Origin of the sequence: Sphingomonas sp., from assembly GCF_032114135.1 — a bacterium.
Classification (GTDB): Bacteria; Pseudomonadota; Alphaproteobacteria; order Sphingomonadales; family Sphingomonadaceae; genus Sphingomonas.
Window position 1 is genome coordinate 361,611 of record NZ_DAMCTA010000001.1, and the last position, 20,791, is coordinate 382,401.

Here is a 20,791-nt window from a genome sequence, read left to right on the forward strand (position 1 = left end):
TCCCCATGAGCGGTGTTGACGGGGATGAACGCGGGATGACGGCCAAATATCCGCAGAGTTCAGCCGCGAAGCCAGTCGGCGAGTGTTTTGGCGTAGAGCTTGTGTTCCGCCGCCAGCACGCGGGCCGAAAGGCTGTCGGCCGTATCCCCCGGAAGGATCGCAACGCAGGCCTGGCCGAGCACGGCGCCGCCATCGAGTTCTTCGGTGACGATATGGACCGAGGCGCCCGCTTCGGCATCACCCGCCGCGATCGCCCGGGCATGGGTGTCGAGCCCCTTGTACTTGGGCAGCAGCGAGGGGTGGATGTTGACGATCCGCCCACGCCAGCGCGCGACGAAATCGTCGGAGAGCAGCCGCATATAGCCGGCAAGCGCGATCGCCTCGACGCCGGCTTCGCGCAGCGCGGCGTCGATCTTCGCTTCATACGCGGCCTTGGGCATGCCCTTGGGGCTCTGCGCAAAGGTCGGCACCCCGCGCTCGGCGGCCCAGGCGAGCCCGGCCGCTTCCGGCTTGTCGCTGGCAACGAGGGCTACGGTATAGGGGCAGTCCCGCGCCGCGGCGGCCTCGACCAGCGAGGCCATGTTCGAACCGCGACCCGAGATCAGGATGCCGAGTCGCTTCTTCGAACTGGAGGCGTCAGCGAACGCCTCAGCCATGGTGCGTGGCGCTCCACGGCGCACGGGCGCTCCAGGTCTCGTCGCCGCCGACCACGGTGCAGCCGCGCTCGCCTGCTTCGATCGTGCCGATGGTGAAGACTGTCTCGCCAGCAGCGCTCAGCGCGGCCGACACCGCCTCGGCCTGATCGGCGGCGACCACCGCGACCATGCCGATGCCGCAGTTGAAGGTGCGCGCCATTTCCTCGGGCTCGATATTGCCCTGCGCCTGCAGAAAGGCCATCAACCGCGGCTGCGGCCAGGTGGCGGCGTCGATACGGGCATGGGTGCCCTCGGGCAGCACGCGGGGCACGTTCTCCAGCAGCCCGCCGCCGGTGATATGGGCCAGCCCATGGATATTGCCCTTGCGCAGCTCGGGCAGGAGGCTCGCCACATAGATCCGAGTCGGCGCCATCAGCGTGTCGATCAGCAGCCGCTCCTGATCGAACAGCGCCGGGCGATCGAGCTTCCAGCCCTTGTCCGCCGCGAGTCGCCGCACCAGCGAGAAGCCGTTCGAGTGCACGCCGTTCGAGGCGAGGCCCAGCAGCACGTCGCCGGGTGCGATCTTCTTGCCGTCGAGCAGCTGGTCGCGCTCGACCGCCCCGACGCAGAAGCCCGCCAGGTCATAGTCGCCATCGGCATACATGCCCGGCATTTCGGCGGTCTCGCCGCCGATCAGCGCGCAGCCGGCCTGGCGGCAGCCCTCGGCGATTCCGGCGATCACCCGCTCTGCAACCGCATTGTCGAGCTTGCCGCTCGCATAATAGTCGAGGAAAAACAGCGGTTCGGCGCCCTGCACTACAAGATCGTTGGCGCACATCGCGACCAGGTCGATGCCGACGCCGTCATGATGGTTGTGCTCGATCGCCAGCTTCAGCTTGGTGCCGACGCCGTCGTTCGCCGCGACCAGCAGCGGATCGGTGAAGCCCGCCGCCTTCAGGTCGAAGATGCCGCCGAAGCCGCCCAGATCGGCGTCCGCGCCGGCGCGCCGGGTGGAACGGGCAAGCGGGCCGATCGCGCGCACCAGCGCATTGCCCGCCGCAATCGAAACGCCCGCCTGGGCATAGGTGTATGGGCCGTCGCCCGCCTTGGTCTCGCTCATGGGAGAGCGCCCTAGCCACAACGCGCTTGGATTTCCACGCCCGGTTCGCCAAAAGGGCGCCCGCATGCAGTTTCGCCGTCCCAAAACCGTCCTTGGCGCCCTTTCGGTGCTCGCGCTCGCCGGTGCGGGCATCATGGCGGCAAGCGGACAGGGCGGGGCGCCCGCCGTTCCAGTAGGTGCTGCGGGCAGCTTCGAAGTGAGCGGCGTGAAGGTCGACGTTTCGGGCAAAAATGCCGAGATCGCGCGGCAGGGCGGCTGGCGGATCGCGCAGCGCAAGGGCTGGTCGATGCTGTCGCAGCAACTCACGGGCAAGCCGGGGTCGCTCTCCGATTCGGCCCTGGATGCGATCGTCACCGGCATCGTCGTCGAGCGCGAGCAGATCGGGCCCAATCGCTATCTCGCCAGCCTCGGCGTGCAGTTCGATCGGGCCAAGGCCGGCTCGATTCTCGGCGTGTCGATCGCGGTCACCCATTCGCCGCCGATGCTCTTGGTGCCCCTGCAATATTCGGGCGGCGTCGGCCAGGTGTTCGAGCGCGACACCGCCTGGGCGCGGGCCTGGAACCGGCTGCGCGCGGCGGGCAGCACGATCGACTATGTCCGCCTGCGCGGCACGGGTGCGGACCGGCTGCTGGTCAATACCGGTCAAACGCTGCGCCATGGCCGCAACTGGTGGCGAACGGTGCTCGACCAATATGGCGCGGTCGACACGCTCGTTGCCGAGGTGCAGCTGCGTCGCGATTATCCAGGCGGGCCGATCGTCGGCATCTTCTCGGCCAAGCACGGGCCGGACGGCGAGGCGATCACCAGTTTCGCGCTGCGGATCGACAATGGCGACGCGATCGACGCGCTGTTCGACACCGCCGTTGCGCGGATCGACAAGGCCTATCAGGCAGCGCTGACCGACGGCCGGCTCCATACCGATGCCGTGCTCGCCGCGCGGCCGCCGGTCGCGCAGCCAGCCGCGCCGGCGCCCGAGGAAACCCCGCTGCCGACGCCGCTGCCCAGCGTGGAACCGACGCCGGGCGCGACGACCGCGAGCACCAGCACCGCGCTGTCGGTGCAGGTAGAGACGCCCAACGCCGCCGCGGTAAACGCGTCCGAAAGCGCAGTACGCGGCGTGCCCGGCGTGCGCAGCGCCACCACCACCAGCCTCGCGCTGGGTGGCATTTCAGTGATGCGCGTCACGTTCGACGGCAGCCAGGCCGCGCTGCGCGCCGCGCTCGAGTCGCGCGGCTGGAGCGTCCAGGAAGGATCGGGCGTCCTCCGCATCCGTCGCGGAGCCGCGCCGCAGGCATCGCCGACCCCCAAGGCGCAATGAGCCAGCTCCGCCTGCCGCTGGGTCTGCCCGAAGCGAGCGAGACGGACTTCCTGGTCAGCGACTCGAACGCCCGCGCGGTCCAACAGCTAGAACATTGGGCGACCTGGCCGGTGATGGCGGCGCTGCTGACGGGACCGCGCAAGTCCGGTCGCAGCTTGCTCGCGCGGATCTTCGCCGCCAAGAACGGCGCGACGATCATCGACGATGCCGAGCGCGCGGACGAGGCCGATATCTTCCACGCCTGGAACGACGCCCAGGGCGCGCGCCGCCCGCTGCTGATCGTCGCCGATGCCGCGCCGCCGCTTTGGGAGGTGACGCTGCCCGATCTACGCTCGCGCCTCGCCGCGTCGCCGCTGCTCGAGATCGGCCCTCCCGACGATGCGCTGATCCCGCTGCTGCTCGAACGCGCCTTCACCCGCCACCTGCTCCATGCGACCCCGGCCGTGATCGCTTGGATCGCGAGGCGGATCGAACGCAGCCATGTCGCGATCCTGCGCGTTGCCGACGTGCTGGAGATGGAAACCGACGGCCGTTTGTCGATCCCGGTGGTGAAGACTACACTCCAGGCTGCAAGCCTTTTGACGCATTCCGACGATAGCGAGAGCGAATGACCGAATCCGCCGCACCTGCGACCATCGCCCCCGCCGATCCCACCGAAGCGCGTTATTTCAACCGCGAGCTCTCCTGGCTCGCCTTCAACCGCCGCGTGATGGAGGAGGCGTGCAACCCTGCGCATCCGCTGCTGGAGCGGCTGCGCTTCCTGTCGATCTCGGGAAGCAATTTCGACGAATTCTTCATGGTCCGCGTGGCGGGCCTGATGGGCCAGCAGCTCCAGAATATCGACACGCGCTCGGCCGATGGGCTCACCCCGGCGCAGCAGCTGGAGGCGATCTCCGCCGAAGCGGCGACGCTCGCCGACGAGCAGCAGGCGGTGTGGGTCGATATCCGCGCCCAGCTCGCGGTGGCCAACATCTTCGTGCTAGAAGCCGATGCGATCGAAGGCGAGACCGAGGAATGGCTCGCCAACCATTTCCGCGAGCAGATCTTCCCGATCCTCACCCCGCAGGCACTCGACCCCGCGCACCCGTTCCCGTTCATCCCCAACCAGGGATCGAGCGTGATCTTCAACCTGCTGCGCAAGTCCGATCGCGAGCCGATCCAGGAACTGGTGATGCTGCCGACGACGCTCAAGCGCTTCGTCCGCCTGCCGGGCAGCCCTGCGCGGTATGTCGCGATCGAAACGCTGATCAAGCATTTCTGGGGGCTGCTCTTCCACGGATATGAAATGGTGGGGGCCGCCACCTTCCGGGTGCTGCGCGACAGCGACATCGAGATCGAGGAAGAGGCCGAGGATCTCGTCCTCACTTTCCGCTCGGCGATCAAGCGCCGCCGCCGCGGCCGGGTGATCCGCCTGGAGATGGAGGAAGGCATCGCCCCCGATCTCGAAGCGGTGCTCAAGGAAGAGCTCGGCGGCAGCGACGCGCTGCTTACCGAGACCGGCGGCTTCCTCGGCGTTGGTGACCTGTCGATGCTGGTCGACGAGGATCGCCCGGACCTCAAGTTCACCCCCTTCTCGGCGCGCTTCCCCGAGCGAGTCCGCGAATATGGCGGCGACTGTTTCGCGGCGATCCGCGCCAAGGACATCGTCGTCCACCATCCGTACGAGACGTTCGATGTCGTGCTCAGCTTCCTCCAGCAGGCGGCGGCCGATCCGGACGTCGTCGCGATCAAGCAGACGCTCTATCGCGCCGGCAAGCAGTCCGCAGTGATCAACGCGCTGATCGCCGCCGCCGAGGCCGGCAAGTCGGTGACCGCGGTGGTCGAGCTCAAGGCCCGCTTCGACGAGGAGCAGAACCTCTATTGGGCGACCGCGCTGGAGCGCGCCGGGGTGCAGGTGGTCTATGGCTTCATCGACTGGAAGACGCACGCCAAGGTGTCGATGGTCGTGCGGCGCGAGGGCGACCGCTATCGTACCTACTGCCATTTCGGCACGGGCAACTACCACCCGATCACCGCGCGCATCTATACCGACTTGAGCTTCTTCACAGCCGATCCCCGGATCGGGCGCGATGCGGCGCAGATTTTCAATTACGTGACGGGCTATGTCGAGCCGCAGCATCTGGAACTGCTCGGGATCAGTCCCCGCAACCTGCGCGACCGGCTAAGCGACCTGATCGAGGAAGAGATCGGCCATGCCCGCGCCGGCCGCCCCGGCACGATCTGGGCGAAGATGAACTCGGTGGTCGATCCCGCGATCATCGAGAAACTGTACCAGGCGAGCGCGGCGGGCGTGCAGATCGAGCTGATCGTGCGCGGCATCTGCTGCCTGCGCCCCGGCGTCGCGGGGATGAGCGAGAATATCCGCGTCAAGTCGATCGTCGGCCGCTTCCTCGAGCACAGCCGGATCTGGGTGTTCGGCAACGGCAAGGCGCTGCCGAACGATGGCGCCAAAGTCTACATCTCCTCGGCCGACTGGATGCAGCGCAACTTCGATCGCCGCGTCGAGTTCATGTTGCCGCTGCTCAACAAGACCGTGCACGATCAGGTGCTGGACCAGGTGATGGTCGCCAACCTGCTCGACAATGAGCAGAGCTGGCTGCTCGCGCCGGACGGCCATTATGATCGGATCGTGCCGGGCGAAGACGGGGAATTCAATCTGCACCGCTATTTCATGACCAACCCGTCGCTTTCCGGGCGGGGCGCAGCGGTGAACGCGCGCAAGCCGGTGCCTAAGCTGTCGCCGCGCAAGCAGCGCCTCGCGGCAAAGGGCGGCTGAACGCGTGGCGACCATCTTGCGACCTGTGCCGGGTGCCGCTTCCAAAAGCGCCCGGCCGCGCACCGCGATTATCGATATCGGCTCCAACTCGATTCGCCTCGTCGTCTATGAGGGCCCGGCGCGGCTGCCCGCGATCCTGTTCAACGAAAAGGTGATGGCCGGTCTCGGCAAGGGACTGGCCGAGACCGGCGCGATCCATGCCGGCGGCCTTGCCAGCGCCCGCGCCGCATTGGGTCGCTATGCGCTGCTCGCCCGCGAGATGCAGGTGAGCGAGCTGCGCACCGTCGCCACCGCCGCGGTGCGGGATGCATCGAACGGCGGCGAGCTGATGGCGATGGCCGAGGCGCTGGACCTGAAGGTCGAGCTGCTCTCGGGAGTCGAGGAAGCGACGGCGTCTGGCTTCGGCGTGCTGTCGGGCATTCCCGAGGCGGACGGCGTCGTCGGCGATCTCGGCGGGGGCAGCCTTGAACTGGTGCGCGTCGTCGCCGGAACGGTCACGGATCGTGTGTCCTTCCCGCTCGGCGTACTCCGTCTCGGTGCCATTCGGGCGCGGGGCAAGGGGGCGCTCGAGCGCGAAGTCACCCGCATGATCGAGGCGGCGGGCTGGAAGGGGCGTGGCAAGGGGTTGCCCTTCTACATGGTCGGCGGCTCGTGGCGCTCGCTCGCCAAGCTCGACATGCATCTCACCGATTACCCGCTGCCGATTGTCCATCATTATCTGCTGGCGATCGATCGGGTGGAAGAGCTGGGCCGCCGCGTCGAAGGCGCGACCAAAGCCGATCTCAAGACGGTTCCTGACCTGTCGAGCGCGCGCATCCCCTCGCTGGGGGACGCCGCCGCGCTGCTGGTCGCGGTGACCCGGCAGCTGGGCAGCAGCGGGACGATCGTCTCGGCCTATGGTCTGCGCGAAGGGCTGCTGTTCCAGCGCCTCTCGGCCGAGGAGCGGCTGCAGGATCCGCTGATCGTCGCCGCGCGCGAGGAAGGCCAGCGCTCCGGGCGCTTCCCGGAGCATGGCGACCTGCTCGATGCCTGGCTCGCGCCGCTGTTCCGCGACGGGCCGGAATGGGCGCGGCTGCGCCATGCCGCCTGCCTGCTCGCCGATGTGGGCTGGCGCGCGAACCCCGAATTTCGCGCCGAACGCGGCATGGAGATCGGGCTGCACGGCAACTGGGTGGGCATCGACGCCGCCGGTCGCGCGATCGTCGCGCAGGCGCTCTACACCTCGCTCGGTGGGGCGCTGGACAGCCCGGTGCCGCTCGAACGGCTAGCGTCGTCCGAGGCACTGGCCGAGGCCAAGCGCTGGGGACTGGCGATGCGATTGGGGCAGCGGCTGAGCGGCGGCGTCGCGCGGCCGCTGCGGCGCTCGCGGCTACGGTTGGACGGCAATGCGCTGGTGCTCAGCCTCGCCGATGGTGACGAGCCGCTCTACGGCGAGGCGGTGGAGAAGCGCCACCGCGCGCTGGCCCTTGCGATGGCGAAGGAGCCGGTGCTGGAGACGTGAGGGGGAGGGGTGCACTCGCACGCACCCTCACCCTTCCGGCGCTTCGCGCCTCCCTCCCTCTCCCGCAGGCGGGAGAGGGATTTTAGCCCAATGCCCTCTCCCGCCTGCGGGAGAGGGAGGGGACCCGCCGCCGAAGGCGGTGGGGAGGGTGAGGGTGACTGCTGGCCTTGCTCAGGCCGCCAGCCAGTCCTTCAGCGCCGCCCGCGCCCGATCGGTATACATCCGCTTGCGATCGGCCTTCTTCGTCCGGCCCTCGATCGGCGGGAACAAGCCGAAATTGACGTTCATCGGCTGATAGGTCTCGATCTCCGCCTCGCCGGTTATGTGCGACAGCAGCGCTCCCAGCGCCGTCTCGCGCGGCGGCGCCGGCAGGTCCGCGCCGGCAATCTCCGCAGCGGCGAACCGCCCCGCCAGCATGCCGATCGCGGCGCTCTCCACATATCCCTCGCAGCCGGTGATCTGCCCGGCGAAGCGGATATTGGGCGCGCTCTTCAGCCGCAGCGTGCCGTCTAGCAGCTCGGGCGAGCGCAGGAAGGTATTGCGGTGCAATCCCCCCAGCCGCGCGAATTCTGCATTTTCCAGCCCTGGGATGGTGCGGAACAGTCGCACCTGCTCGGCATATTTGAGCTTGGTCTGGAAGCCGACCATGTTCCACAGCGTACCGCTGGCATTATCCTGCCGCAGCTGCACCACGGCATAGGGCCAGCGCCCAGTGCGCGGATCGTCCAGGCCCACGCCCTTCATCGGTCCATAGCGCGGCGTGTCCACCCCCCGCTCGGCCATCACTTCGATCGGCATGCAGCCTTCGAAATAGGGGACGTTTTCCCATTCCCGGAATTCGGTCTTCTCGCCCGCCATCAGCGCGGCGTGGAATTCGAGATACTGCTCCTTGGACATCGGGCAATTGATGTAATCCTTGCCCGATCCCTTGTTCCACCGGCTCTGGAACCAGGCGATCTCCATGTCGATCGACTCGCGGTGCACGATCGGCGCGATTGCGTCGAAAAAGGCGAGGCTGTCCTTGCCGGTCGCGCGGCCGATGCTCTCCGCCAGCATCGGGGCGGTGAGCGGACCCGTAGCGACGATCGTGCGGCCCTCGGCAGGCAGGGTGTCGACCCGCTCTCGAACGATGGTGATGTTGGGGTGGGCCTCCAGCGCGGCGGTCACCCCGTCGGCAAAGCCGTCGCGGTCCACGGCCAGTGCTGATCCGGCGGGCACCTTGTGGATGTCGCCCTGGGTCAGGATCAGCGAGCCGAGCGCGCGCATCTCCTGGTGGAGCAGCCCGACCGCATTGCTGTCGGCATCGTCCGAACGGAAGCTGTTCGAGCAGACCAGCTCGGCGAGCCGGTCGCTCTGGTGCGCCGGGGTCATCTCGCCCGAGCCGCGCATCTCCGACAGACGAACCTTGTGGCCGGCCTGGGCCAGCTGCCACGCGGCTTCCGATCCGGCGAGGCCGCCGCCGATGATATGGATGTCGTGGCCGGGCATGGGCGTACTCTAGCTGTTGGAACGGGGAAGCAGGCGGACATAGTCCCCACGGCTCAGCGCGCAACCCCTGCGGCTTCCGCGCGCTGCGCGATCACGGCCAGCACATTGCTGGATACGTCGCCGAGGAAAAACTCGCCCCACAGCCTCGCATACCCGTTCACCGGCGTCCGCACGCGATAGCGGGTCGTCAGTGTCAGCCGCGTCCGGCCGTCGCCCAGCGGCTCCAGGGTGTAGCCGCCATCGGTGATCCGGTAATAGGCGCTGTCGGGCATCAGGTGGCGATCCTGCAGCTCCCAGCCGCCCATCTCGTCCTTGTCGAAGCGGAAGCGCCACCACAGCCGCCTGGCCGGTTGCCAGTCGGTGATGACCTCCTTGAACGACAGGCCCTGCTGCCAGCGCACATAGCGGATCGCGCCCGGGCCGGTACCGGCCAGCCGCGCGCTGACCGGGCGGGGCAGGCGGATCACGTCCTGCGAAATATTCCACGTCCCCTCGCTGGGGGCGATCGTCCCCACGCCCTGCGCGAGCGGCCAGATCTTCGCGGGGGTCGCCTCCACTATGATCGATCGGCGGACGACGGCCTCGGCGACGGGCAGCGGGACATAGGGGTCGGCCTGCATCGCCAGCACCGGCAGGAGCAGCAGCGCGCTGGAGCGCAGCATCTGTCCTGCCTCGTCCTCGCGCGGCCCGAACCCGCGCCAGGCGAGGTAGCCACCCAGCGTGCTGAGCAGATACCAGATCGGCGCCAGCATCACGATGCAGAGGATGCCCTCATAGAGAAACACCAGCGAAGTCGACACCACCGCAACCAGCAGCGCCACGGGGATCTTGCGCGTGTAAAAGGCGCGCGAGCGCTCGCGGAACGGGTCGGCGATCCCGAGGATGAACGCGGTCACGGCGGCCGGCAGGATGACCAGGAAGGAGAAGCTGATCAGCCCGCTGGGGTTGGCGGCCGTCAGCAGTAGGTAGACGGCGAGGCAGAAAGCGAGGCCGGCCGCCAGCGCGCACGCGACCCGGATCGCCGCCTTGCGGCGGCGGGGAGAGACTTCGGTCATCGGAAACTCCTTTCGGCGCGGCGGACGCTATCCGTCGCGCTTGCCGGGGAGGAAGGTTGCGATCCTGCGGCCCAGCTTCATCAGCGTGACCAGGGTGGGCCTGGGCAGCTGGCGCATCTGGTCGTACCAGTCGCCGAGCGTGGTGATGAACTGGTGCATCCGCGTGATCCGCTCGCGGAGCTGCTCGGGCGCCTTATCGTCGTTCGCCAGCCGCTCGGAAAGCGCCGCAAGCAGTGCCAGCGTCGGGTCGATCTCGCGGCGCTTGCGCTCGGCGGAGATGCGCAGCAGCAGCTCCCACAGGTCGGTCTCGGCGACGAAATGGTCGCGGCGGTCGCCGTCGATATGGACGCGCCGGACGATGGCATAGGCCATCAGCTCCTTGAGCGCGGTCGAGATGTTGGAGCGGGCCAGCCCCAGCGCCTCGGCGATATCCTCGGCGGGCAGCGGTGCGTCGGAGAGATAGAGCAGCGCGTGGATCTGCGCGACCGAGCGGTTGACCCCCCAATGCGTTCCCATTTCCCCCCAATGGAGGATAAAGGCCTTGGCATCGGGATGGTCGCTGATCACGTCACTTCCTTAATTTCTGTAATTTCAGAAATAGCAGCATCGTGGCATCGGTCAAGGCGGTTGCGACGAACGCTGCGCGCCGAGCATTCTGTCCCATGAAGGAGCCCCGATGAAGATCTTTACCATTGGCTATGAAGCCACCACCATGGCCGAGTTCCTCGCCGCGCTCACCAAGGCCGGCGTGCAGCGGGTGATCGACGTACGCGCGCTGCCGCTGTCGCGGCGGCCGGGTTTCTCCAAGTCGAGCCTGGCCGCGAGCCTGCGCGAGGCAGGGATCGACTATGTCCATCTCAAGCAGCTCGGCACCCCCAAGCGCGGGCGCGACGCGGCGAAGAAGGGCGACGTGGCGACCCTGCGCGAAGTCTATGACGTCCAGCTGGGTCTGCCCGAGGCGCAGGCACAGGTGGCGCAGATGCGGGCGCTCGCGGCGGAGAAGCCGAGCGCCTTGCTCTGTTACGAGCGCGATCCGTGCCATTGCCACCGGACGCTGCTGCTGGAAGCGGAGGGCGAGGGGGCGGAGGTAATCGACCTCTACGCCTGATCCCCAAAAAGGCCGGGGCAGTCCCGGGGGACTGCCCCGTTTAGTTCGGGGAGAGTCGACGCGAGGGGGAACGAAACGCGCCGACAAGGGAGCATTTGCCCGCACCATGTTGCAGCCGCGTGTCGCTTGTTTGCCGCGTGGCCCCAAAATTGTCGCGCGTGGCCAGAAAACCTTCGTTAACCATGAAATATTAAGATAATTTCGGCGGCGTTTACCGCCTCGCAACGCCTCTGGGTGCAGAGCGGACCCCAATGCACGCCAGTGGAGCGCTTATGGGTATCGCGGCACGACTGTATCAGGACGGGCGCTGGGCCGAGCGGCACAGCGTCGAACTAGAGGCGACGCTGCGCGACTCGGACTGGGCGCCCGTTGACGTGACGATCGAGGATCTGTCGAACGGCGGCTTCCGCGTCGTCGCGGGTGCGGAACTCAAGGTGGGCGACGCGATCGCGCTCGGCATTGCCGGGATCGGCACGCGCGAGGCATCGGTCGTGTGGGGCACCGCCGGCATCTATGGCTGCGAGTTCGTCACCCCGCTGAGTGACGCGGACTTGCGCACCGCAGTCTCCGGCCCCGCCGCGACGCCGATCGCCTTCCCCAAGACGCCGCTGCCGACGCCGCAGGCCACCCCGCCGGTGGTCGAAGGCTGGAGCGCAGCGGCCGGGGACGAGAAATTCTCGGTCCGTACCCGGCTGGCGATCATCGTCGGCAGCGCGGTGCTTGCCTGGATGCTGGTGTTCGCGCTCGGCTATGGCCTGTGGGCGCTGGCGGGCGCGCTGCTCCGCTGAGCAACGCGCCGCCGGGCGTCAGGCTGCGGCCTTGCGGCGCTCGGCCATTTCGTCGTTGAGCATCTCGGCGAGCAGGAACGCCAGTTCCAGGCTCTGACCCGCGTTGAGCCGCGGGTCGCAATGCGTGTGGTAGCGATCGGCGAGACCCTGTTCGGTGATCGCGATCGCCCCGCCGGTGCATTCGGTCACGTTCTGCCCGGTCATCTCGGCATGGATGCCGCCGGCGAAGGTGCCCTCGGCGCGGTGGACGGCGAAGAAGCCGCGAACCTCGGCGAGGATGCGGTCGAACGGCCGCGTCTTGTAGCCGTTGGCCGCCTTGACGACGTTGCCGTGCATCGGATCGCAGCTCCACACCACCGGATGGCCCTCGCGCTTCACCGCACGAACCAGCTTGGGCAGGCCTGCCTCGATCTTGTCATGGCCATAGCGGGTGATCAGCGTCATCCGTCCCGGCACCCGGCCCGGGTTGAGCGTGTCGAGCAGCCGCAGCAGCGCGTCGGGCTCCAGGCTCGGCCCGCACTTCATCCCGATCGGGTTGCCGATGCCGCGCAGGAACTCGACATGCGCCGAGCCCTCGAAGCGGGTGCGGTCGCCGATCCACAGGAAATGCGCCGAGGTATCGTACCAGTCGCCGGTCAGGCTGTCCTGCCGGGTCAGCGCCTGCTCATAGGGAAGCAGCAGCGCCTCGTGGCTGGTGTAGAAGTCGGTGCCCTTGAGCTGTGGTACGGTATCGGGGTTGATCCCGCACGCCTCCATGAAGTCGAGCGCCTCGCCGATCCGGTCCGCGACATCGGCGAACTTGGCCGACCAGGGGCTCTTGCCCATGAAATCGAGCGTCCACTTATGTACCTGATGCAAATTGGCATAGCCGCCATTTGCAAAGGCGCGCAGCAGGTTCAGCGTCGCCGCCGACTGGCTGTAGCCCTGCACCATCCGCTGCGGATCGGGGATCCGCGCCTCGGGCGTGAAGGCGATGTCGTTGACATTGTCGCCGCGGTAGCTGGGCAGCTCGACGCCATCGATCACCTCGGTATCGGCCGAGCGCGGCTTGGCGAACTGGCCGGCCATGCGGCCGAGCTTCACCGTCGGCAGCTTCGAGGCGAAGGTGAGGACCACCGCCATCTGCAGGATCACGCGGAAGGTGTCGCGGATGTTGTTGGGGTGGAACTCGGCGAAGCTCTCGGCACAGTCGCCGCCCTGGAGCAGGAACGCCTCGCCGCGCGCGACCTTGCCCAGCTCCGCGGTAAGCTCGCGTGCCTCGCCGGCGAACACCAGCGGCGGATAGCTGCTCAGCTGCCGGGTGGCGGCGTCGAGCGCGCCCTTGTCCGGATATTGCGGCATCTGGCGCGCTTCGGCGCGCGTCCAGCTATCGGGGGTCCAGCTTGCCATTGCACTCTCCACGTCGCGGACGGCGACGTGCCAATCCGCATGCTCGGCGATTCCCATCGCCGCTATCTGGTTCATCACCTTGGTGTTGGCGCGCTTGCCGTCGGTCTCCCAACCCTGCACGGTCGAGCCTGGCGTATCGAACCAGGCACCGAAAGCGGCGCGGGTGAGGGTGCGTTCCTCGCGAAACTGGCGGATCTTGGAACCGGCTAACGTCGTCATGTCCGCGCCTTACCCGGCCGGGGTAAATGGATGCAAGCAATTTCTTACCCTGGCTGGGTAAAGGCCGGCGGATCGATTGCACGCGGGCGCGGCCGGGTGTAGCCGCGCCGCGATGCACGCATTCGAAGCACAGGCGCGCGACCTTGCCGACCTCGCGGCCCGCGGCCGTGGGCGCAGGCTGATCGCCCGCGAAGGCGCGGACTTCGCGTCCAACGATTATCTCGGCCTGTCCGACTCGCCGGCGCTGCGCGACGCGGTGGCGGCGGCACTGGCGCGCGACGTGCCAATTGGCTCGGGCGGATCGAGGCTGCTCCGCGGCAACCATCCCGAGCACGAAGCGCTCGAGGCCGAGGCAGCAGCCTTTTTCGGCCGCGAGTCGGCGCTGTATTTCTCCAGCGGCTATTCGGCCAACGCGGCGTTGCTCGGCACCTTGCCGCAGCGCGGCGACCTCTTGTTGTTCGACGAACTCGTTCACGCAAGCGCGCACGAAGGCATGCGCCTCGGCCGGGCGGAAGCACGACAGGCGGCCCATAACGATGTCGCGGCCTTTGCCGAGGCGATCGCCGGTTGGCGTCGCGAGGGCGGGGCGGGGCGCGTGTGGATCGCGGTCGAAAGCCTCTACAGCATGGACGGTGATGTCGCGCCGCTGGCCGAACTGTCGGCGCTCGCCGTGTCCGAGGACGCGATCCTGCTCGTCGACGAAGCCCACGCCACCGGCGTGTACGGCCCGCAGGGGCAGGGGCTGGCTCATGGCGTGCCGACCGAGAACCTAATCACGCTGCATACCTGCGGGAAGGCGCTGGGCTGCGAAGGCGCGCTGGTCACCGGCCCGGCAATCGTCCGCGACTTCCTCGTCAATCGCGGCCGAGCATTCATTTTCTCTACCGCGCCGTCGCCGCTTATGGCGGCCGCCTTGCGTGCAGCGCTGCGCATCGTGGCGGAGGGGCACGATCTCCGCGCCGCACTGGCCGAGCGGATCGCCGCCGCCCGCGCCGCGCTGTGGCCGATCGGCGTTCCCGCGGGCGACACCCAGATCCTGCCGCTGATCCTCGGCGACGATGTGCGGACCATGGCGGTCGCCGGCGAGCTGCAGGACAGCGGCTTCGACGTGCGCGGCATCCGGCCGCCCACCGTCCCCGCGGGCACCTCGCGGCTGCGCATCTCGATCACCAACAATGTGTCGGCTGGCCAGATCGCCGCGCTCGCGGAACGGCTGGCGACGCTTCTCCCCGCAACCGAGCCCATCACAGCATGACCCAGACCTTCATCGTCACCGGTACCGATACCGGCATCGGCAAGACCGTGTTCGCTGCAGCCCTCGCCGGCGCGCTCGGTGCCCGTTACTGGAAGCCCATCCAGGCCGGCCTCGACGACGGCAGCGACAGCGAGCGCACCGCGGCGCTGTCGGGCCTGCCGATCGGGCACGTTCTTCCCGAGGCCTATCGCCTGGTCACGCCCTGCTCGCCGCATCTGGCCGCCGAGGTCGACGATGTGACGATCGACCTCGATCGCCTGGCGCTGCCTGTGGTCGACGGGCCGCTGGTGGTGGAAGGCGCAGGCGGTGCGCTGGTGCCGGTGACCCGCGAGATCCTCTACGCCGATGTCTTCGCGCGCTGGGGCAAGCCGGTGGTGCTGGTCGCGCGCACCGCGCTGGGTACGATCAACCACAGCCTGCTCTCGATCGAGGCACTTCGCGCGCGGGGCGTGCAGATCCACGGCATCGCCTTTGTAGGCGACCCGGTCGAGGACACCGAGGCGACCATCGCCGCGATCGGCAAGGTCCGGCGCCTCGGCCGCCTGCCGATGCTGCCCGAACTGAACCCCGCGGCACTCGCCCAAGCCTTCGCCGACGCCTTCGATCTGGCGGACTTCGCCTGATGTCGTCGGTCTGGCATCCCTTCACCCAGCATGGCCTGGGCGAGCCGATCCCGATGGTCAGCCATGCCAAGGACGCGCTGATCCACGCCGCCGACGGCCGCAGCTTCATCGATGCGATCTCGTCCTGGTGGGTGACGACGCACGGCCATTGCAACCCGCGCATCCTGGCGGCGATTGCCGAGCAGGCGGGCAAGCTCGACCAGATCATCTTCGCCGGCTGGACCCACGACCCCGCCGAGACGCTCGCCGCCGGGCTGCGCGACATCCTACCCGATGCGCTGGAACATGTCTTCTTCAGCGACAGCGGCTCCACCGCGGTGGAAGTCGCGCTCAAGATGGCGCTCGGCTATTGGCACAATCGCGGCGGGGACCGCAGCCGCATCCTCGTCCTCGAACACAGCTATCATGGCGATACGATCGGCGGCATGTCGGTCGGCGCGCGCGGGGTGTTCAACCGGCCCTACCAGCCGCTGCTGTTCGACGTCGGCACCATCCCCTTTCCCAGTGCGGGCGCCGAACAGACGACGCTCGACGCGCTGGAGGCGGAGTGCCGCGCCGGTGCCGCCGCGTTCATCGTCGAGCCGCTGGTGCTTGGGGCAGGGGGGATGCTCTTTTACACCCCCGCGCTGCTCGCCGAGATGCGGGCGATCTGCACGCGGCACGACGTGCTCTTCATCGCAGACGAGGTGATGACGGGCTGGGGCCGCACCGGCACGCTGACGGCCTGTGAGCAGGCAAACGTGGTGCCGGACATCCTCTGTCTCTCGAAGGGCATCACCGGCGGCGCGATCCCGCTGGCGGTGACGCTGGCGACCGCGCCGATCTTCGCGGCGCATGTGTCCGAGGATCGCGCGCGGATGTTCTTCCACTCCTCCAGCTACACCGCCAACCCGATCGCCTGCGCCGCCGCTGTGGCGAACCTCGCGATCTGGCGCGACGAGCCGGTGCTGGAGCGCATCGCGCAACTGAGCGTGTGGCAGCAGGCGGCACTGGACGGGCTGGCCAACATCCCCGGCCTGGTTGGCCATCGCCGCATGGGTACGATCGCCGCGCTGGAGATCGCGCAGCCGGAGAATACCTATCTCTCGGCCATCGCCCCTCGGCTGATGGCGTTCGCGCGCGAGCGGGGCGTGCTGCTGCGGCCGCTGGGCAACACCGTGTACGTGATGCCGCCCTACAGCATCACGCGCGAACAGCTCGACCAGGTCTGGGGGCTGGTGCCCGCCTTCCTCGCCGCCTGATCAGCGGCGCGGATAGCGCTGGGCGAACTCGGTATCGCTCATCAGCAGATAGCGGATCGCGTCGACGAACGCCCAGACGCCGGTGATCAGCAGCCCAACCACGGTGCAGGTGAGCAACAGCATCACCACGCCCGATCCGGTGCGGCCGAGATAGAAACGGTGGATGCCGAGTGTGCCCAGGAACAGCGCGAGCACCGCGGCGACGATCTTGTTGCGCGGTTCGCCGGCAGGGGCCGGCACGTCCGAGCCCTCCAGTAGGCGGAAGATGCGGCGCGCGCGCTTGCCGTCGACGTCGAAATCGACCTTGGCGCCGATCGCGGGGTGGCGGCTGTCGCTCCAGTCTTCCTGGGTGAAGACATAGCGGCCGCCATCCTCGCCCGAAATCTGGCCTTCGCCGCTCGATCGATCCACCCCCAATACTTGCCCGCGCATTGCTTCCCCCGGAAAATCGTCGCGTTTTGTGGGGGAGGTACCGGCGGTAACGCAAGCAAAATTCCCCCCCCCCCCGGCACGGGGAAGGGGACCATATGCACAACACATGGTGGAGGGGCCGCCGCGGCACGCGGCGGTATCCGATGCTAGCGGCAATCACCGCGCCTGTCGGCGCGGCCCCTCCACCACGCGGCTGCGCCGCGCGGTCCCCCTCCCCGTGCCGGGGAGGAGCTTCATGTTACAGTGCCGGCTTCCAGTCCCAGCCGAGCGGATCGCCGTCCATCACTTCGATGCCCGCCGCGACGAGATCGTCGCGGATCCGGTCCGAGCGCTGGAAGTCCTTCACTACCCTGGCTTCCTTGCGCTCGACCAGCAGGTCGGCGATCGCTTCGGGCGTAATCGTCGCGCCCTTGGGCTGCACGCGCAGTTCCTCGCGGGTGAGTTCGGCGAGCCGCAGTCCCAGCACCTTGTCGAACTCGGCCAGCGCCGCCAGCCGGTCCGCCGGCGACGTGCGCTTGTCGGCCAACATCTCGTCGAGCACGGGCAGCGCCTTGGGGGTGTTGAGATCGTCCGACACCGCGGCGCCGAGCTTCTCCAGCCACACCGCCTGCGCGGTGCCTTCGCCCTCGGCGCGCGCCCGGAGCGCGGTCACCGTCATCACCAGCCGCTTGAGCCGGGTGAGCGCCGCGGCGAGGTTCTCGGCCGAGAATTCCAGCTCGCTGCGATACTGGGCCTGGAGGCACAGCAGGCGATAGGCGAGGGGGTGCACGCCCGCGTCGATCAGCGACTGGAGCGTTGTGAACCCGCCCTTGGACTTGGACATCTTGCCCTGGCGATCTACCAGGAAGTTGTTGTGCATCCAGAAGTGCGCGCCGGTATCGCCGCAGCCGCAATAGGCCTGGTTCTGCGCGATTTCGTTGGGGTGATGGATCTCGCGATGGTCGATGCCGCCGGTATGGATGTCGAACGGCGCGCCGAGATACTGGATGCTCATCACCGAGCATTCGAGGTGCCAGCCCGGCGCGCCCTTGCCCCAGGGCGAATCCCATTCCATCTGGCGCTGCTCGCCCGGCGGCGACTTGCGCCAGATCGCGAAGTCCTGCGGGTGGCGCTTGCCGTCCACGGGATCGATCCGGCTTTCCGCGGCATCATCGGCGGCGCCGGCGAGGCGGCCATAGTCGGGCACCGTCGTCACGTCGAAGTAGAGGCCTGAGTCGAGCTCGTAGCAATGCGCGGGCGCGATCTTCTCGGCGAAGGCGATCATCTGCGCGATGTGATCGGTCGCCACCGACCATTTGCTCGGTTCGGCGATATTGAGATCGGCGATGTTCTGCTTGAACGCGGCGGTATAGTGCGCGGCGATGTCCCAGATGCTCATTGCCTGAGCGCGCGCCGCCGCTTCCATCTTGTCGTCGCCGGCATCGGCGTCCGAGGTCAGGTGGCCGACATCGGTGATGTTGATGATGTGGGTGAGTGGATAGCCCTTCCAGCGCAGCACCCGGCTCAGCGTGTCGGTGAACACATAGGCGCGCAGATTGCCGAGATGGGCATAGTTGTAGACCGTCGGCCCGCACGAATAGACGCGCACGCCCTTGGCAGGGTCGAGCGGCTGGAACGGCTCGAGCGAACGGGAAAGCGAATTGTAGAGCGTCAGCGGAGCGTCATGCATCGTGTGCGCATAGCGAACAAAATGCCGCGGACAAACCCGGCTTAGTCAGCCTGCGCAACGGCCTCGGCGATCGCGGCGTTGACCATGGCGCTCCAGATGCGGGCGGGATCGTCCCCCGCGACGCGGCCGGCCTCGATCATCGTCGCGGTCGGTTCGCGCAGGGTACGCATCACCGCCAGCGCGCGATCGGTCTCCCGCGCCCAGATCGTGTCGACGATCTCGCTCACCGGGCGGCCGAGTTCGCCCGCACCCTCGGCGTTGGGGCTCAGCATCTCCGCGGCGATGACGCGGGCGATACGCTCGATCGGCGAGGTGTTGGCGATGCTGGTCATGGATCAGGCGGCGAGCGGCGGATGGGCGGGGCGAGCGTGCAGCGCGCTGCCGCCGACCGCGCTGTGATGCAGCGGCAGCGCGGTGCTGCAAAAGGCGCATTCGGCCGTCGCCCGTCCGACGATCCAGTGCGACTGGCCGCAGCCCGGGCAGGGATTGGTCTCGTGCGGGCGATAGGCCAGGCGATAGCCGCTAAGGGCGCGGCGGATGCCGAAATCGTACATGCGGAAGGTTCCCTCCAATAGGCAGAAAGAACGTTTCCAAGGTGTCATGGTTCCGCATGTACGCGGCGTGCCGGACGTCCCGAACCGGGGCAATCCGTTAGCTGAACATTACCTAACGGGCGCATTCAGGATGCGAACAGCGTGTTTGTGCGAATCAGGGTTCAGACGGCGGCACAGGCTGCCGCCGCGAGGAGATACGAGATGAAGAAGTTTCTGATCGGCGCCACTATGGCTGCCACGCTGATGACCGGTTCGATCGCCGCGACCCCGGCGGCCGCTCAGGACTGGGGCTATCGCGACGGCTATAGCCGCTACGACCGCGACTATCGCGGCGATTACCGGGACTATCGCGATTATCGTGATGCCCGCGACTATCGCGACGATCGTCCGCGCTACGCCTATCGCGGTCGCAACTATCGCCAGCGCTGCAGCGACGGCACCGCGGGCACCATCCTCGGCGCGATCGCCGGTGGCCTGCTGGGTGGCGAGATCGGCCGCGGCAGCTCCTATCGCCGCAGCGGCACCGGCATGATCATCGGTGCGGGCGCCGGCGCGCTGGCCGGCCGCGCGGTGGACGGTGGCGACTGCCGCAACGGCCGCTGATCCCGGCCAATAGCAACGCAAGGGCGTCCGCTGCACGGGGCAGCGGGCGCCCTTCGCGTTTCTCGTGGTATGGAGAAGGGCGCATCTGGCGCCGCTGGAGGCCCGAGCCGGAATCGAACCGGCATATACGGATTTGCAGTCCGCTGCGTCACCATTCCGCCATCGGGCCATCCGGAGGTGAGGCGCGGCAAATGCCCTCGGGGCGGGGGTGATGTCAACAGAGTTTCAAAATAACGTCGCGCTCGCTTGGCGAGCCCCGCACTCCGCGATAGAAGCCTCGGGACAGCAACAAGTGTATTGCACAACTAATACGGTTGTGCGACAAGCGGAGTGATGATGGCCCTTATGGTCGACCCTGCGCCCCTCGAAGCGCCCCGTTTCGAAGCGATGCGCCACGCCATGGTGGCGAGCCAGCTGCGTACCAACGCAGTGAACGATCCCCGCGTGGTGACGGCGATGTCGCAAGTCCCGCGCGAAGTGTTCCTCCCGCCGGAGCAGCGCGCACTTGCCTATCGCGACACGCTGCTGCCGCTCGGCAGCGGCCGCCGCCACGATTCGCCGCTGGCGACGGGCCGGCTGCTGACCGAGGCCGAACTGCAGCCCGGCGACCATGTCCTGCTGGTGGGTGCCGCCGGTGGCTATGCCGCGGCGCTGCTCTCGCCGCTGGTGGCCTCGGTGGTCGCGCTCGAGGAAGAGCAGGGGCTGCTCGCGATTGCACGCGGCGGGCTCGCCGGCGCGGCGAATGTCGAGCTGGTCCAGGGCCCGCTCAACGCCGGCTGGGCCGCACGGGGACCGTACGACCTGATCGTGATCGACGGTGCCGTCGAAGAGCTGCCGCAGGCGATTATCGACCAGGTCAAGGTCGGCGGCCGCATCGTGACGGGCGTGATCGACCGCGGCGTGACGCGGCTGGCGCTCGGCCGCCGCACCGAGGGGGGCTTCGGTCTGGCGGACTTCCTGGACATCGAAGTGGCGACGCTGCCAGGCTTCGAGAAACCGAGAAAATTTACCTTTTAA

General features: G+C 68.0%; 21 protein-coding genes and 1 tRNA gene. 11 read left to right on the plus strand and 11 right to left on the minus strand.

The annotated features are described in order from the left end of the window. Positions 1-59: 59 nt before the first annotated feature. Positions 60-656, minus strand: a complete 597-nt coding sequence (gene purN / locus RT655_RS01810) for a phosphoribosylglycinamide formyltransferase (protein WP_313534680.1) — start codon at positions 654-656, stop codon at positions 60-62. Further along, positions 649-1,755 carry a phosphoribosylformylglycinamidine cyclo-ligase gene (gene purM / locus RT655_RS01815; protein ID WP_313534681.1) on the minus strand — a complete coding sequence of 369 codons (1,107 nt, stop codon included), beginning with the start codon at positions 1,753-1,755 and terminating at the stop codon, positions 649-651. The genes purN and purM overlap by 8 nt, the downstream gene beginning before the upstream one ends. Positions 1,756-1,819: 64 nt before the next feature. Here purM and RT655_RS01820 point away from each other — a divergent pair, with 64 nt between their 5' ends. The 4 genes from RT655_RS01820 to RT655_RS01835 are packed head-to-tail and all read left to right on the plus strand — an operon-like array spanning position 1,820 to position 7,350. Beyond that, on the plus strand, positions 1,820-3,073 hold the full coding sequence (locus RT655_RS01820) for a heavy-metal-associated domain-containing protein (protein WP_313534682.1): 1,254 nt from the start codon (positions 1,820-1,822) through the stop codon (positions 3,071-3,073). Next, positions 3,070-3,684, plus strand: a complete 615-nt coding sequence (locus RT655_RS01825) for a chromosomal replication initiator DnaA (RefSeq protein ID WP_313534683.1) — start codon at positions 3,070-3,072, stop codon at positions 3,682-3,684. Before RT655_RS01820 ends, RT655_RS01825 begins: the two co-directional genes overlap by 4 nt. Further along, positions 3,681-5,849 carry an RNA degradosome polyphosphate kinase gene (locus tag RT655_RS01830; RefSeq protein ID WP_313534684.1) on the plus strand — a complete coding sequence of 723 codons (2,169 nt, stop codon included), beginning with the start codon at positions 3,681-3,683 and terminating at the stop codon, positions 5,847-5,849. Before RT655_RS01825 ends, RT655_RS01830 begins: the two co-directional genes overlap by 4 nt. A gap of 4 nt (positions 5,850-5,853) precedes the next feature. After that, positions 5,854-7,350: a Ppx/GppA family phosphatase gene (locus tag RT655_RS01835; protein WP_313534685.1), complete on the plus strand. Its 1,497-nt coding sequence runs from the start codon at positions 5,854-5,856 to the stop codon at positions 7,348-7,350. A 171-nt stretch (positions 7,351-7,521) separates the two neighbouring features. On the opposite strand, the gene trmFO is transcribed toward RT655_RS01835, so the two are convergent. From trmFO to RT655_RS01850, 3 genes are read right to left on the minus strand one after another with little or no spacing between them, the layout of a single operon-like run. After that, positions 7,522-8,838, minus strand: coding sequence for a methylenetetrahydrofolate--tRNA-(uracil(54)-C(5))-methyltransferase (FADH(2)-oxidizing) TrmFO (gene trmFO, locus RT655_RS01840; RefSeq protein WP_313534686.1), 1,317 nt, complete (start codon positions 8,836-8,838; stop codon positions 7,522-7,524). A 53-nt stretch (positions 8,839-8,891) separates the two neighbouring features. Continuing rightward, on the minus strand, positions 8,892-9,893 hold the full coding sequence (locus RT655_RS01845; RefSeq protein ID WP_313534688.1) for an SRPBCC family protein: 1,002 nt from the start codon (positions 9,891-9,893) through the stop codon (positions 8,892-8,894). A gap of 27 nt (positions 9,894-9,920) precedes the next feature. After that, positions 9,921-10,409 carry a MarR family transcriptional regulator gene (locus RT655_RS01850; protein WP_313536875.1) on the minus strand — a complete coding sequence of 163 codons (489 nt, stop codon included), beginning with the start codon at positions 10,407-10,409 and terminating at the stop codon, positions 9,921-9,923. Positions 10,410-10,569: 160 nt separating this feature from the next. On the opposite strand from RT655_RS01850, the gene RT655_RS01855 reads away from it, so the two are divergent. Next, complete coding sequence (locus tag RT655_RS01855) at positions 10,570-11,001, plus strand: DUF488 domain-containing protein (RefSeq protein ID WP_313534689.1); 432 nt, start codon at positions 10,570-10,572, stop codon at positions 10,999-11,001. Between the two features lie 272 nt (positions 11,002-11,273). Further along, complete coding sequence (locus RT655_RS01860; protein ID WP_313534690.1) at positions 11,274-11,789, plus strand: PilZ domain-containing protein; 516 nt, start codon at positions 11,274-11,276, stop codon at positions 11,787-11,789. An 18-nt stretch (positions 11,790-11,807) separates the two neighbouring features. Here the strand turns inward: RT655_RS01860 and RT655_RS01865 are convergent, their stop codons facing one another. Then, positions 11,808-13,178, minus strand: coding sequence for a class II 3-deoxy-7-phosphoheptulonate synthase (locus RT655_RS01865; RefSeq protein ID WP_206431223.1), 1,371 nt, complete (start codon positions 13,176-13,178; stop codon positions 11,808-11,810). 331 nt (positions 13,179-13,509) lie between these two features. Here RT655_RS01865 and RT655_RS01870 point away from each other — a divergent pair, with 331 nt between their 5' ends. The 3 genes from RT655_RS01870 to RT655_RS01880 are packed head-to-tail and all read left to right on the plus strand — an operon-like array spanning position 13,510 to position 16,516. Then, positions 13,510-14,652, plus strand: a complete 1,143-nt coding sequence (locus RT655_RS01870) for an 8-amino-7-oxononanoate synthase (RefSeq protein WP_313534692.1) — start codon at positions 13,510-13,512, stop codon at positions 14,650-14,652. Continuing rightward, a complete protein-coding gene (gene bioD / locus RT655_RS01875; RefSeq protein WP_313534693.1) occupies positions 14,649-15,275 on the plus strand; it encodes a dethiobiotin synthase in 627 nt (208 codons plus the stop codon). The genes RT655_RS01870 and bioD overlap by 4 nt, the downstream gene beginning before the upstream one ends. Further along, on the plus strand, positions 15,275-16,516 hold the full coding sequence (locus tag RT655_RS01880; RefSeq protein WP_313534694.1) for an adenosylmethionine--8-amino-7-oxononanoate transaminase: 1,242 nt from the start codon (positions 15,275-15,277) through the stop codon (positions 16,514-16,516). The genes bioD and RT655_RS01880 overlap by 1 nt, the downstream gene beginning before the upstream one ends. On the opposite strand, the gene RT655_RS01885 is transcribed toward RT655_RS01880, so the two are convergent. The 4 genes from RT655_RS01885 to RT655_RS01900 form a co-directional block, all read right to left on the minus strand. Continuing rightward, positions 16,517-16,948 (minus strand): TM2 domain-containing protein, encoded by a 432-nt coding sequence (locus RT655_RS01885; protein ID WP_313534695.1) that lies wholly within the window; start codon positions 16,946-16,948, stop codon positions 16,517-16,519. A gap of 238 nt (positions 16,949-17,186) precedes the next feature. Further along, positions 17,187-18,617 carry a cysteine--tRNA ligase gene (gene cysS / locus RT655_RS01890; RefSeq protein WP_313534696.1) on the minus strand — a complete coding sequence of 477 codons (1,431 nt, stop codon included), beginning with the start codon at positions 18,615-18,617 and terminating at the stop codon, positions 17,187-17,189. Positions 18,618-18,658: 41 nt separating this feature from the next. Continuing rightward, complete coding sequence (locus tag RT655_RS01895; RefSeq protein ID WP_313534697.1) at positions 18,659-18,949, minus strand: hypothetical protein; 291 nt, start codon at positions 18,947-18,949, stop codon at positions 18,659-18,661. 3 nt (positions 18,950-18,952) lie between these two features. Further along, positions 18,953-19,171, minus strand: a complete 219-nt coding sequence (locus tag RT655_RS01900) for a hypothetical protein (RefSeq protein ID WP_313534698.1) — start codon at positions 19,169-19,171, stop codon at positions 18,953-18,955. 201 nt (positions 19,172-19,372) lie between these two features. Here RT655_RS01900 and RT655_RS01905 point away from each other — a divergent pair, with 201 nt between their 5' ends. Next, entirely contained in the window at positions 19,373-19,774 is a 402-nt protein-coding gene (locus RT655_RS01905) for a glycine zipper 2TM domain-containing protein (protein WP_313534699.1), read from the plus strand. 95 nt (positions 19,775-19,869) lie between these two features. On the opposite strand, the gene RT655_RS01910 is transcribed toward RT655_RS01905, so the two are convergent. Beyond that, positions 19,870-19,943 (minus strand) — tRNA-Cys (locus RT655_RS01910). A gap of 164 nt (positions 19,944-20,107) precedes the next feature. Here RT655_RS01910 and RT655_RS01915 point away from each other — a divergent pair. Then, a complete protein-coding gene (locus RT655_RS01915) occupies positions 20,108-20,791 on the plus strand; it encodes a protein-L-isoaspartate O-methyltransferase (RefSeq protein ID WP_313534700.1) in 684 nt (227 codons plus the stop codon).